Here is a 12,872-nt window from a genome sequence, read left to right as displayed (position 1 = left end):
ACCGTTGGCGGTTGCCGACAGTGGCCTGCTTTGCCTATGGTCAACGGTTCGAACATGAATACCGGGGCCAACATGAACCTTCGAATATTGCCCGTGGCGCTGATTGTCGCGTTCGCGTCCACTGCCGCAGTTGCCGACGAGGGCATGTGGCAACCCAAACAAATGCCCGAGCTGGCCGCGCAGCTGAAAGCGCGCGGATTGCAGATGGATCCCGCCGCGTTGTCCAACCTGGCCGGCAAACCGCTCAACGCGGTCATCAGCCTGGGCGGTTGCACCGCGAGTTTCGTCTCGCCCCAGGGCCTGGTGGTGACCAACCATCATTGCGGCTACGGCGCGATCCAGTACAACTCCACCCCCGAGCGCGACCTGCTGGCCAACGGCTTTGTTGCCAAGACCCTGGCCGAGGAATTGCCGGCCGAGCCCAACGCGCGCATCTACGTCACCCAGGACATCCGCGACGTAACCGAGCAGGTCACCGCCGATCTGGAAGGGCTGGACGGCAAGGCACGTTTCGACACCATCGAGGCGCGCAACAAGGCATTGGTGGCCGAGTGCGAGCAACCCGGCGGCCTGCGTTGCAACGTCTACAGCTTCAACGGTGGCCTGCAGTTCTCGCTGATCCGGCAGCTGGAGATCCGCGACGTGCGGCTGGTGTATGCCCCACCGGATTCGATCGGCAAGTTCGGTGGCGACGAAGACAACTTCGAATGGCCGCGCCACACCGGCGACTGGGGCTTCCTGCGTGCCTATGTGGGTGCCGATGGCAAGCCGGCCGCGTACTCGAGGGACAACGTGCCGTACCAGCCCGAGAGCTGGTTGACGGTGTCGCAACAGCCGTTGCTGGAAGGTGATTACGTGATGGTGACCGGCTATCCGGGCTCCACCAATCGCTACCGTCTGCCGGGCGAGATACGGCAGGCGATCGAATGGCGCTACCCGACAATGATTGCCTACTTCGGCGATTACCTCGCGGCGATTGAGCGGAACACCAAGGGCGACAAAGCGGCGGCATTGAAGTACGCCTCCACGGTGGCGGGCGTCAACAACGTGCTCAAGCTGTATCAGGGAAACCTGGACGGGTTTGCCCAGATGGACGATCCGGTCGGGATGAAGCAGGCCCGCGAGCAGGCACTGGAGGCCTGGCTGGCCGAACGCGGCGCGCAGGGCGAGGCACCGCTGGAAGCCATCGATGCGCTGGAAAAAGAGCTGGCAAACGCACGCACGACCCGCGAACGTGATTTGTGGTTCGACAGTGCGGTTGGCGGTGGGCTGAGCGGGGTGGCCGTGAGCCTCTATCGCAACGCGATCGAGCAAGCCAAGCCTGACGCAGAGCGCCGCGTCGGATACCAGGACCGTGATGCGCCACGCATTGCCGGCCGCCTGACCGCGTTCGACAAGCGCTATGACCCCAAGGTCGACAAGGCCTTGATGGCGCTGCGCCTGACACGATATGCCGAGCGCGTGCCGGCGGCGCAGCGGGTACCGGAGCTGGACCAGTGGCTGGGCATCGGTGCCGATGACAAGACCATTGCCGGCCTCGATGCCAAGCTGGACACCTTGTACGCAAGCTCCACGCTCGACGATGTTGACGCCCGCCTGAAGTGGCTGGAGGCCGACAAGGCCGCCATCGAAGCCTCCGATGATGCGGCGCTGGATTTCGCGGTGGCGATGATGCCGGCGTTGCTGCGGATGGAGGCCGCCGACGAAGCACTCAGCGGCCGGATCTCGGCGCTGCGTCCGCAATACATGCAGGCGATGATCGATTTCAACCAGTCCCAGGGCAAGCCGGTGTACCCGGACGCGAACAGCTCGTTGCGGATCACCTTTGGCACCGTGCGCGGTTATTCCCCGCGTGATGGCGTCGAGATGGTCCCGTTCACCACCCTGGATGGCATCGTCGCCAAGACCACCGGCGAGGAGCCGTTCATCACCCCGCAGGCCGAGCTGGATGCGATTGCCGCAGGCAAGGGTGCGCAGTACCGGATGGAATCGCTGGGTGACGTGCCGGTCAACTTCCTCAGCGACGTGGACACCACCGGCGGCAACTCCGGTTCGCCCACGCTCAACGCCAATGGCGAACTGGTGGGCCTGTTGTTCGATGGCAACTACGAAAGCCTCAGCGCCGGCTGGATCTTCAACCCGGAGCTGACCCGTTCGATCCACGTCGACACGCGCTACATGCGCTGGGTGATGGACGAGGTCGACCATGCCGACCGCCTGCTGGAGGAAATGGGGCTGCCACATGACTGACCATCGTCTGGTGGGATGCGGGGCATTCCCGCGCATCGGCTCGGCCGGCAAGTCGCTGCGGCTGGCGGTGCTGGCCGCGGTCGCGGCATCGTGCGCGACCTTCGCCGCCCACGCCGACGAAGGCATGTGGTTGCCGTCGCAACTGCCGCAGGTCGCCACCCAACTGCGCGATGCCGGCTTTGAAGGCGACCCGGCGGCGCTGGCCGACCTGACCCGGCCACCGATGAACGCGGTGGTCAAGGTCGGTGGTGGTACCGGAGCATTCGTGTCCGCGGATGGCTTGCTGCTGACCAACCACCATGTTGCGTTCGGCGTGATCCAGTACAACGCCAGCGCCGAGCGTGACCTGATCGAGGAGGGCTTCATCGCCGCCGACCGTGCCGGCGAGCTGCCGGCCAGCCCGGACTTCCGGGTCCGGGTGACGACCGGCTTCGACAAGATCACCGACCGTATCGTGGCCAATGCGAAGGGCAAGCATGGACGTGCCTACTTTGACGCGATCGACGCGGCCGAGAAGGCGGTCGTGGCCGAGTGCGAGCAGGTCGCGGGTAACCGGTGCAGCGTCGCCAACATGCATTACGGTGCCGATTTCTACCTGATCACCCAGCTGGAACTGCGCGACGTGCGGCTGGTCTATGCGCCGCCCGATGCGATTGGCGGGTTTGGCGGGGAGGTCGACAATTTCATGTGGCCACGCCACAGCGGTGACTTCACCTTGCTGCGGGCCTATGTGGGCCCCGACGGTCACCCGGCCGCCTACTCGACCGACAACGTGCCTTTCACGCCGCCGGCCCACCTGCAGGTCGCGACCGAGCCCGTCGTCGCCGGCGACTTTGCGATGCTGGCCGGTTACCCGGGCCGAACCTACCGGCACCGGATGGCGTCGGAGTTCGAGAGCCAGGTCGAATGGCAGTTGCCGTCGCGGATCGCACTGTACGACGGACTGATCACGACCATCGAAGCGGCCATTGCCGGCGACGCCGATGCCAGGGTTCGTTACGCATCGACCCTGGCTGGCCTGGAGAACGGTCTCAAGCGTGCCCAGGGTGAACTGGATGGTCTGGCCGTGAGCAACGCGGTTGCCGTGCGCCGTGCCGACCAGCAGGCCATGCTGGATTGGCTTGACACGCAGCCGGATGCGGTGGCGACCAGGGGCGACATCGCCGCCGCGCAGGCGGTCCTGGAGGACGCCAGCAGCGTGCGTGAGCGCGACCAGCTGTTGAGCACGATCATCCGGCGGACCCAGTTGCTCGATTCCGCCGTGACCTTGCAGCGGCTCGCCCTGGAACGTGGCAAGCCTGACCCGCAGCGCGAGTCGGGCTACCAGCAACGCGACGAAGCCTTGATAGAAGGCGGACTGAAGCAAGTCCAGCGCCGTTACGTGGAGTCGGTGGAAAAGGCGATCCTGGCGGACCTGCTGGCCCAGTACAACGCGTTGCCTGCCGCGCAACACGTGGCCGAGTTCGACGCGGTGTTTGGCACCACGCCGGACGCGGTCAACGCCAGCCTCGATGCCATGTATGCCGGTTCGGGACTGGATCAGGAAGCTGCGCGGCTGGCGTGGTTCCATGCCGATCCGGCCACGGTGGCCGCGGCGGATGATCCCTTGCTGCAAGTCGCCGCGGCACTGATGCCGGCAATCATGCGCATGGAAGCCGAAGACAAGGCCCGCGCCGGCGAGTTGCTGCGCCTGCGCCCGGCCTACATGCGCGCGCTGATTGGCTACCGCCAGTCACGCGGCGAGGCGGTGTATCCCGATGCCAACTCCACCTTGCGGGTGAGCTACGGCCAGGTCAGCACGATGGAGCCAGGTGATGGCGTGCGTTACCTGCCGTTGACGACGGTCGAGGGGATCGTCGAGAAGCACACCGGGCAGGCCCCGTTCGATGCGCCCAAGCCGTTGCTGGATGCCATCGCCGAGGGCGACTTCGGCAGCGCCATGGATCCGGAGCTGGGCACCCAGACGGTCAACTTCATGACCAACCTGGACACGACGGGGGGCAATTCCGGCTCACCGATATTGGATGCGCGCGGGCAGTTGATCGGCTTGCACTTCGACAGCAACTGGGAAGCGGTCAGTGCCAGCTGGATGTTCGATCCACGCTACAAACGGGCGATCCACGTCGACCTGCGTTACATGCGGTGGTTGTTGGCCAAGGTCTACCCCGCGCCGTATTTGCTGGAAGAAATGAATTTGCCGGTGCAGTGAAGCCAACCGGCGGATCGCAACGGCGTCAAGGTGGGTCCGGCCCAGTCGGTCATGGCTACGCGCGTGCGAGCTCGGGCTGGGGGCTAGACTCGGGTATCGATTGTTGGATTTTCTATTTTTCTTCGGAGTGAATGCATGCGTTATTCGGTGTTGGCCGCAGCCATTGCGCTGGCGGCGGTGGTGGGGTCGGCGACGGCCGGTGAGGGGATGTGGGTGCCGCAGCAATTGCCGCAGATCTCCGATGCGTTGCAGAAAGCGGGCTTGGAGTTGCCACCGGAGCAGTTGGCGAACCTGACCGGCGACCCGATGGGCGCGGTGGTATCGCTGGGCGGCTGCACCGCCAGCTTCGTGTCGCCGCAAGGACTGGTGGTGACCAACCACCACTGCGCCTATGGCGCGATCCAGCTCAACTCGACGCCGGAAAACAACCTGATCCAGGACGGGTTCAATGCTGCAACCCCGGCCCAGGAGTTGTCCGCAGGACCCAACGCGCGCATCTATGCGCTTGATTCGATCCAGGAGGTCACCGCCCAGGTCCAGGCCGCGATTGACGCCGCTCCCGACGCGCTTGGTCGCGCCCAGGCGCTGGAGAAGACCCAGAAGCGACTGGTCGCCGACTGCGAGTCCGATCCGGGTTTTCGCTGCCAGTTCTACAGTTTCTCCGGCGGCAACAGCTACCGGTTGTTCAAGAACCTGGAGATCAAGGATGTGCGGCTGGTGTACGCGCCGCCCAACAGCATCGGCAGTTTCGGTGGCGACGTGGACAACTGGATGTGGCCGCGCCATACCGGTGACTTCTCGTTCTACCGCGCTTATGTCGGCAAGGACGGCAAGCCGGCGGCGTATTCGCAGGACAACGTGCCCTACCAGCCGGTGCATTGGCTGAAGTTCGCCAGCCAGCCATTGGAGATCGGCGACTTCGTGATGGTGGCAGGCTATCCGGGGCGTACCGCGCGCTATGCGCTGGCCGAGGAGTTCGACCAGACCGCGCAGTGGACGTATCCGACCGTCAAGGCGCACTACCAGGCGCTGGCGGATATGGTCGAGACGGCCGGTGCGCGCGATGAAGCCATCAAGGTCAAGTACGCCAGCACCATCCGTGGCTGGCAGAACACGATGAAGAATTACGGCGGTCAGCTGGAGGGTTTCGAACGGATCGATGCCAGCAAGACCAAGCACGCCGAAGAGGCGGCGGTACTGGATTGGCTGCGCGGACAAGGTGCCGAAGGCGAGGGCGCGCTGGCGGCACACGCGACCTTGCTGGAGCTGAACGAGGCCGACAATGCAACCCGCGACCGTGACCTGGTGTTTGGTCAGTTGCGCCGCACCGGAGTGATTGGCGCCGCGGTGGGTCTGTACCGGTTTGCGATCGAGGCCGACAAGCCCGACGCCGAGCGCGAGGCCGGCTATCAGGAGCGCGACCTGGTGAGGTTCGAGGGCTCACTGGAGCAGATGGAGCGCCGCTACGACGCCGGCATGGATCGTCAGTTGCAGCAGTACTGGCTGCGCGAATATGTCGACTTGCCGCAGGCGCAACATATCGCTGCGTTGGACGCGTGGTTGGGTGGCAATGACGAGGCAGCGGTACAGGCGGCACTGGACCGGCTGGCAAAGACCGGGCTGGGTGACCTGGACACGCGCCTGGCGTTGTTGAAGGCCGATCGTGCCGCCATCGAGGCCAGTGCCGATCCGGCCTTGCAGCTCGCGGTGGCGGTGATGCCGGCGATACTGGCCAGCGAGGAACAGACCGAGACCCGTCAAGGCGACGCGTTGTTGGCGCGACCGGCGTACCTGCAGGCTGTCGCGGACTACAAGGCCAGCCAGGATGAGTCGGTGTATCCGGATGCGAACTCATCGCTGCGGATCACCTTCGGCAACGTGCAGGGCTACACCAAGCCCGATGGCACCCGACTGCCGCCGTTCACGACCCTGGAACAGGTGGCCGCCAAGGCCACCGGTGTGGAGCCGTTCAATGCCCCGCAGGCGCAGCTCGATGCGATCGCGGCGAAGAACCACGGCGGTCTGGCCAGTGACGAGCTTGGTACGGTGCCGGTCAACTTCATGGCCGACCTGGACATTACCGGTGGCAATTCCGGCTCGCCGGTAATGGACGCGCGCGGTGAGTTGGTCGGTTTGGTGTTCGACATGAACTGGGAGAGCGTCAGCTCCAACTGGGTATTCGATCCGGCCATGACCCGGGTGATCGCCGTCGACGGCCGCTATCTGCGCTGGATCATGCAGGAAGTATTCCCGGCGCCGCAGGTACTGCAGGAACTGGGCGCGCCCGAGCAGGAGTGAACCGGTCGCCATGAAGATCCTGCTTGCCCGTCACGGGGAAACGCGCTGGAACGCGGAAGGCCGCTACCAGGGCCAGGCCGATATTCCGCTGTCGGAGATCGGTGAGAGTCAGGCCCGCGCGTTGGGAGAGCGGCTGCGCGAGGTGTCCATCACCCGCGCGGTGGCCTCGCCGTTGTCACGCGCCCGGCGCACCGCCGAGTGGGCGCTCGGTGATCGCGCCGGGATGCTGGCGATCGACCCGGACTTCAGCGAGATCGCCCACGGCACCTGGGAAGGACTGCTGGCGAGCGAGATTGGCGAGCGTGATCCCGACCGGTTGCGCGCCTGGCGGGACGCCCCGCACGAGGTGCTGATGCCGCAGGGCGAGTCACTGCAGCACGTATTCGACCGCGCCTGGCGTGCGCTGCTCCGCGCGGGCGATGGCCTGGGCGACGACGACACCCTGTTGGTGGTCGCCCACGATGCGGTTAATCGGGTCCTGCTATGCCATGTGCTGGGCATACCGCTGCGCCGGCTGTGGGGTTTTCGCCAGGCACCGACCACGTTGAACCTGCTGGAAGGTCTGGATATCGACCATCTCGACGTGGTTCGCCTGAACGATTGCAGTCACCACACCGCGCTGTTCGGCGAGGCAGTGCATCGCGCGCTGTAAGCGTGGATCATGTCCATCCCGCGCCCATCCCCGGCCTGCGACCCTCGGCAATGAACCTGACCCAATGGCTCGAGCGGATCGAGCGTCTGCATCCCAAGTCGATCGACATGGGCCTGGAGCGTGTGCGACAGGTTGCCGGCCAGTTGGGCCTGGGGCGGCCGGCGCGCGAGGTCATCACCGTGGGCGGTACCAACGGCAAGGGATCGACCGTCGCATTCATCGAGGCGATTGCACGCGCCGCGGCCTGGAAGGTAGGTAGCTACACGTCACCGCACCTGTGGCGCTATAACGAGCGGGTACGCATCGACGGCGCCTTGGCCAGCGATGCCGACATCGTCGCGGCATTCGAGGCGATCGAGGCCGCCCGTGGCGAGGTATTGCTGACGTATTTCGAGTACGGCACGCTGGCAGCGCTGTGGTTGTTCGAGCGTGCCGGGCTGGACTTGGCGATCCTCGAGGTAGGCCTGGGCGGACGGCTGGATGCGACCAACATCGTCGACCCCGACGTGGCGGTCATCACCACCGTGGACCTGGACCATCAGGATTACCTGGGTAATGACCGCGAGACGATCGGCCGCGAGAAGGCCGGGATTGCGCGCGGATGGAAACCACTGGTGCTGGGCGATGACGATCCACCGTCCAGCGTGCTCCGCCACGCGTACGCGATTGGCGCCTCGACGATCCGGATCGGTTGCGACTTTTTCGTTGACCTCGCCAGCACTGATCCGGCCGGTGATGATGCTGCAGTCGACGCTGACACCGTGTCGCCCGGGCATTGGCGCTGGCGTGAGGTGGGTTGCCGAATCGACTTGCCATTGCCGCGGATGGCGGCCCCTGTGCAGCTGCGCAATGCGGCTATTGCGATCGCCGCATTGCGCGCGCTGGAGTCGCCGCCATCGGTGGCCGCGATGATCCGCGGCGTGGAAACCGCGGATATTCCCGGCCGCCTGCAACGCTTCGTACGCGACGGCGTGGAGCTGGTGGTCGATGTCGGCCACAACCCGCAGGCAGCGCGCGAGCTGGCCGGGTGGTTGCGCGCCGCGCCGCTGACGGCCGCCGGCGCCACCCACGCGGTGTATGCCGCGCTGGCCGACAAGGACGTGGTTGCGGTGGTCGGGGCATTGGCCGAAGTGATTGATCACTGGCACCTGGCCGGGCTGGTCGAGCAGGCTCCACGCGGAATCGCGGTGGAGGATTTCGCCGTGCGTCTGGTGGGCACCGAGGCCGCCTCGGGCAGCTGCCACGCCAGTGTTCCGGACGCTATCGTCGCCGCTCGCAACCAGGCACGAGCGGGTGACCGGATACTGATATTCGGTTCGTTCCATACGGCAGCGGCGGCGTTGGCCGTCCTGGACCCGGCCGCCACCGCACCAGTCTGAACACCACCGGCCAACACGCACGGCTGCCTGGCGGCACACGCGTATAATCGGCCGGGCTCCTCACCTTGTTGCTTGCGAGATCCGATGGAACCTGCCTTGAAACAGCGCCTGATCGGCGCCGCCGTGCTGGTCGCGATCGCGGTAATCTTTCTGCCGATGCTGATCAAGGGCCCGGCGCCAGAGAGCGGCGTGTCCGATGTCCCGCTGGAGATGCCGAATGCGCCCGAGGGCGAGTTCGAAACCCGAGAGCTGCCGTTGGTCACGCCCGCGGCTGCCGATGGATCCAGCGTGACCGGCCTGGGCGCCCGTCCGGTGGATCCTGCCGATGACGGCAACTTGCCGACGGTGGATACCCGGGCGGCAGATACCGGGGCCGCCGACAGCGGCAGCGTCGATGCCGCACCGGGCGCGGACGGTAATTACGTCGTCAGCTTTGGCAGCTATGCCAGCGCTGGCGATGCCAAGCGGGTGGTAGAGGCGCTGCGCAACGCACAGCTGCCGGGCTACCAGGAGACCACGACCACCGGCGGCCGTACGCTGTACCGGGTGCGAGTCGGACCGTACCAGTCACGCGCCGCCGCCGAGGCCGGTCGACTGGGTGCCGCGCGTGTGCGTGACGACGTCGGCTCCAAAGTGGTCGTATTGAATGCCGATGCCGCCGAAGCGGAAAAAAAGCCAGTTGCCGCGACCGAGCCAGCTGTTTCGAAGCCAGTACCACCGCCGGCTGAAGAACCCACCCCGGTAGCCAGCAAGCCCGCCACGCCTGCTTCACCCAAACCGGTCGCAGCCGCCAAGCCCGCGGATCCTACTCCCGCAGATCCCACCCCAGCAGCCAGCGCGGTGGGCTTTGCCGTCCAGTTGGGGGCATTTGCCAGCCACGCGGACGCCACCAAGTTGCGTGATCGCGCGCGCTCTCTGGGTTTGAGTGCCTTTGTCGAAACCGTCACCACCGACAAGGGCCCGTTGAACCGGGTACAGATCGGACCGGTGGCCGATCGCGCCGCGGCCGAGAAGCTCAAGGCGCAGGCGGCAGCCAAGCTGGGCATCACCGGTTTCGTCCACTCGCACCCGTGAGGGCTGAGTGGTTGCTGCGATGAGTCCAATCGACTGGGTGTTGCTGGCAATCGTTGGCGTGTCCGCGCTATTGGGCCTGATGCGGGGCTTGATTGGCGTATTGGCTTCGCTGGCGGCGTGGGTGCTGGCGGGTTGGGCGGCATTCCAGTTCGGCGCGCAAGTCGCGTTGATGTTGGCTCGCGATGTTGAGCCAGGTGCGGGCCATTTGTTTGCCGGCTATGCGCTGGCGTTCATCGTGGTGCTGCTGGTGGTTGGACTGGTGGGTTGGGCGGTTCGCAAGATGATCCATTCCGTCGGCCTGTCGGGGCCGGATCGGATGCTGGGCCTGCTGCTGGGCGTCGCGCGCGGGGCGTTTATTGCTTGCGCGCTGCTGCTGCTGCTCGGGCTGACCGAGTTGCCCCGCGAGAAGTCGTGGCAGGATTCCCAACTGGTGCCGGTGTTCATTCCGGGCGCGCAAATGATGCAGGCCTGGCTGCCGCAGTGGGTCGCCAGCCAGGTGGACCTGCGCGGCGACTCGGACGCGCCGGCATTGATTTCACCGGGCCGGATACAGGCACTGCCGGCGCTGCCAATGCCGGTCTTGCCTGGACCGGCGGACGACCCGGGATAATTTAGGGCAACCTTCGCGCTCGCCAGAGCTTCTGTTTTTCGCAACAACCCCAGCAACCAGGACACACAGCCATGTGCGGCATTATCGGAATCGTCGGCCACAACGACGTCGCGGCTCAGCTTTACGACGGACTGATGGTGCTCCAGCATCGTGGCCAGGACGCGGCCGGCATCGCCGTCGCCGACGGCAGGCACCTTCGGTTGCGCAAGGGCAGCGGGCTGGTCAGCGACGTGCTCGACGACGTCTCGATGCGACGCCTGGTCGGTCATGTCGGCATCGGCCATTGCCGCTACCCGACCGCAGGAAGCGAAGGGGATGACGAAGCCCAGCCTTTCTACGTCAATTCCCCTTATGGCATCGCGCTGGCGCACAACGGCAACCTGATCAATGCCGATGACCTGCGCCGCGAGGTCTTCCAGCAGGATCGCCGCAACGTCAACACCGAGTCCGACTCGGAAGTGTTGTTGAACGTGTTTGCGCATGAGCTGGGCAACGGCGAGGCGCCCTCACCGGAAACCGCGTTCAAGGCGGTCACCGGGGTGTACCGGCGTTGCGTCGGTGGCTACGCGGTGGTCGCAGCCGTGCTGGGCTTGGGGCTGGTGGCCTTCCGCGACCCCAACGGCATCCGGCCCCTGGTGCTGGGCAAGCGCACCGGCGCCAATGGCGATGAGTACGCGGTGGCGTCCGAGTCGGTGGCGTTCGACCTGACCGGCTTCCAGCGGGTGCGCGACGTGTTGCCCGGCGAAGCGGTGGTGATCACCGCTGACGGTGTACTGCATGCCCGCCAATGCGCGACGCCCGGCGTGCATACACCGTGCATCTTCGAGTACGTGTACTTCGCCCGGCCCGACTCGATGATCGACGACATTTCGGTGCACAAGGCACGGATGCGGATGGGCCAGAAGCTGGGCGAGAAAATCCTGCGCCTGCGCCCGGATCATGACATCGACACGGTGATACCGATCCCCGACTCCTCGCGTGACGCGGCGCTGGAAGTGGCCAACGTGATGGGAGTGAAGTACCGCGAAGGCTTCATCAAGAACCGGTACGTCGGCCGTACTTTCATCATGCCGGGTCAGGAGCAGCGTGCCAGGTCGGTGCGCCGCAAGCTCAACCCGATCCCGCTGGAGTTCCGCAACCGGGTCGTGTTGCTGGTCGACGATTCGATCGTGCGGGGTACCACCTCGCGCCAGATCGTGCAGATGGCGCGGGAAGCGGGTGCGCGCAAGGTCTACCTGGCTTCGGCAGCGCCGCCGGTGCGCCACCCCAATATCTACGGCATCGACATGCCGACTCGCGAGGAGCTGATCGCCCATCAGCGCTCCGAGGACGAGATCGAGAAATTGCTGGGTTGTGACTGGTTGATCTACCAGGACCTGGCCGACCTTGAGGACGCGGTTTCGGGGCCGAAGCACCGGCTGGAAAATTTCGACTCCTCGTGCTTCGACGGCGACTACGTGACCGGCACCGAGGCCGACTATTTCGAGCGGGTCAAACGCCTGCGCTCGGATGAGGCGAAGACCACGCGCCGGGCTTCGTGACCGGTAGCGTGGCCTCGCACGACCTGTTCCAGGCGGCGCGCGCCTGCCTGGATGCGGCCACGGCGCACGACAAGGTCGCCGCGACCGTGGCGGCAGGCGAGGCCTTCCGGTGTGGGACGTTGATGATTCCGCCATCGTCGCCGCCGCCAATGCCGATCGGCATGCCCGGACGCCCGCTGCGGCCGGTGCTGGTGTCGCCGCGCCAGTTGCCCAAACGCGGCTTCGGCACGGACGCGGGGCGCGCGGCATTCATCCATGCCATCGCGCACATCGAGTTCAATGCCATCGATCTGGCCTGGGACGCGGTGTATCGATTCCGCGGGCTGCCACCGGCGTTCTACGGGGACTGGGTCGGCGTGGCGGTGGACGAGGCGCGGCATTTCACGCTGCTGCGCAATCGCCTGCAGGAGCTGGGTTACGACTACGGCGACTTCGACGCCCACAACGGCTTGTGGGAGATGGCGGTGAAGACCGCGCACGACGGCCTGACCCGGATGGCGTTGGTGCCGCGGGTGCTGGAGGCGCGGGGGCTGGACGTGACCCCGGGCATGATCGACAAGCTACGCGGGCTGGGCGACCACGCCACCGTTGAAATCCTGGAGGTGATCCTGCGCGAAGAGGTCGCCCACGTGGCCGCCGGCTCGCGCTGGTTCCGCTGGTATTGCGCGCGCGCCGGGGTCGCACCGGGAGCGACGTTCCGCCAGCTGTTAGGTGAGTACGCCCGCGATGTCCTGTACGGGCCCTTCAACCTGCAGGCGCGCAGCGAGGCGGGATTTGACGAGGAAGAATTGGCGATGTTGCTGGACGCGGTGGAAGGCCGGGCCGCAGTCACCGGGCGTTGATCGGAACCTGCTAGTTT

The 12,872-nt window shown here is 65.9% G+C and carries 9 protein-coding genes; all 9 read left to right on the top strand.

Translation table 11 applies throughout. The features are described from left to right. The first annotated feature begins 72 nt into the window (after positions 1–72). Positions 73–2,250 carry a S46 family peptidase gene (locus tag ACW5DN_RS08080; RefSeq protein ID WP_456962197.1) on the top strand — a complete coding sequence of 726 codons (2,178 nt, stop codon included), beginning with the start codon at positions 73–75 and terminating at the stop codon, positions 2,248–2,250. After that, positions 2,243–4,459 (top strand): S46 family peptidase, encoded by a 2,217-nt coding sequence (locus tag ACW5DN_RS08075; RefSeq protein ID WP_456962196.1) that lies wholly within the window; start codon positions 2,243–2,245, stop codon positions 4,457–4,459. Before ACW5DN_RS08080 ends, ACW5DN_RS08075 begins: the two co-directional genes overlap by 8 nt. Positions 4,460–4,594: 135 nt before the next feature. Next, positions 4,595–6,757: a S46 family peptidase gene (locus ACW5DN_RS08070; protein ID WP_456962195.1), complete on the top strand. Its 2,163-nt coding sequence runs from the start codon at positions 4,595–4,597 to the stop codon at positions 6,755–6,757. A 10-nt stretch (positions 6,758–6,767) separates the two neighbouring features. Continuing rightward, positions 6,768–7,409: a histidine phosphatase family protein gene (locus ACW5DN_RS08065; protein WP_456962194.1), complete on the top strand. Its 642-nt coding sequence runs from the start codon at positions 6,768–6,770 to the stop codon at positions 7,407–7,409. Positions 7,410–7,444: 35 nt separating this feature from the next. Continuing rightward, positions 7,445–8,788, top strand: a complete 1,344-nt coding sequence (gene folC / locus ACW5DN_RS08060; protein WP_456962996.1) for a bifunctional tetrahydrofolate synthase/dihydrofolate synthase — start codon at positions 7,445–7,447, stop codon at positions 8,786–8,788. An 84-nt stretch (positions 8,789–8,872) separates the two neighbouring features. Next, the gene (locus tag ACW5DN_RS08055; protein ID WP_456962193.1) at positions 8,873–9,862 is read left to right on the top strand and encodes an SPOR domain-containing protein; all 990 of its coding nucleotides are present in this window, start codon (positions 8,873–8,875) and stop codon (positions 9,860–9,862) included. A gap of 19 nt (positions 9,863–9,881) precedes the next feature. Then, positions 9,882–10,472: a CvpA family protein gene (locus ACW5DN_RS08050; RefSeq protein WP_456962192.1), complete on the top strand. Its 591-nt coding sequence runs from the start codon at positions 9,882–9,884 to the stop codon at positions 10,470–10,472. Positions 10,473–10,543: 71 nt separating this feature from the next. After that, positions 10,544–12,013: an amidophosphoribosyltransferase gene (gene purF / locus ACW5DN_RS08045; RefSeq protein WP_456962191.1), complete on the top strand. Its 1,470-nt coding sequence runs from the start codon at positions 10,544–10,546 to the stop codon at positions 12,011–12,013. Continuing rightward, positions 12,010–12,855 carry a ferritin-like domain-containing protein gene (locus ACW5DN_RS08040; protein ID WP_456962190.1) on the top strand — a complete coding sequence of 282 codons (846 nt, stop codon included), beginning with the start codon at positions 12,010–12,012 and terminating at the stop codon, positions 12,853–12,855. The genes purF and ACW5DN_RS08040 overlap by 4 nt, the downstream gene beginning before the upstream one ends. The last annotated feature ends 17 nt before the right edge of the window (positions 12,856–12,872 follow it).

The sequence above is a fragment of the Lysobacter sp. A289 genome (assembly GCF_054072675.1).
This window is presented reverse-complemented; position numbering and strand designations above follow the sequence as displayed.

Excerpts from the sequence above, each read along its gene's own strand:
- ACW5DN_RS08080 (WP_456962197.1), top strand. The coding sequence starts at position 73 with ATGAACCTTCGAATATTGCCCGTGGCGCTGATTGTCGCGTTCGCGTCC.
- ACW5DN_RS08075 (WP_456962196.1), top strand. The coding sequence starts at position 2,243 with ATGACTGACCATCGTCTGGTGGGATGCGGGGCATTCCCGCGCATCGGC.
- ACW5DN_RS08070 (WP_456962195.1), top strand. The coding sequence starts at position 4,595 with ATGCGTTATTCGGTGTTGGCCGCAGCCATTGCGCTGGCGGCGGTGGTG.
- ACW5DN_RS08065 (WP_456962194.1), top strand. The coding sequence starts at position 6,768 with ATGAAGATCCTGCTTGCCCGTCACGGGGAAACGCGCTGGAACGCGGAA.
- ACW5DN_RS08055 (WP_456962193.1), top strand. The coding sequence starts at position 8,873 with ATGGAACCTGCCTTGAAACAGCGCCTGATCGGCGCCGCCGTGCTGGTC.
- ACW5DN_RS08050 (WP_456962192.1), top strand. The coding sequence starts at position 9,882 with ATGAGTCCAATCGACTGGGTGTTGCTGGCAATCGTTGGCGTGTCCGCG.
- purF (WP_456962191.1), top strand. The coding sequence starts at position 10,544 with ATGTGCGGCATTATCGGAATCGTCGGCCACAACGACGTCGCGGCTCAG.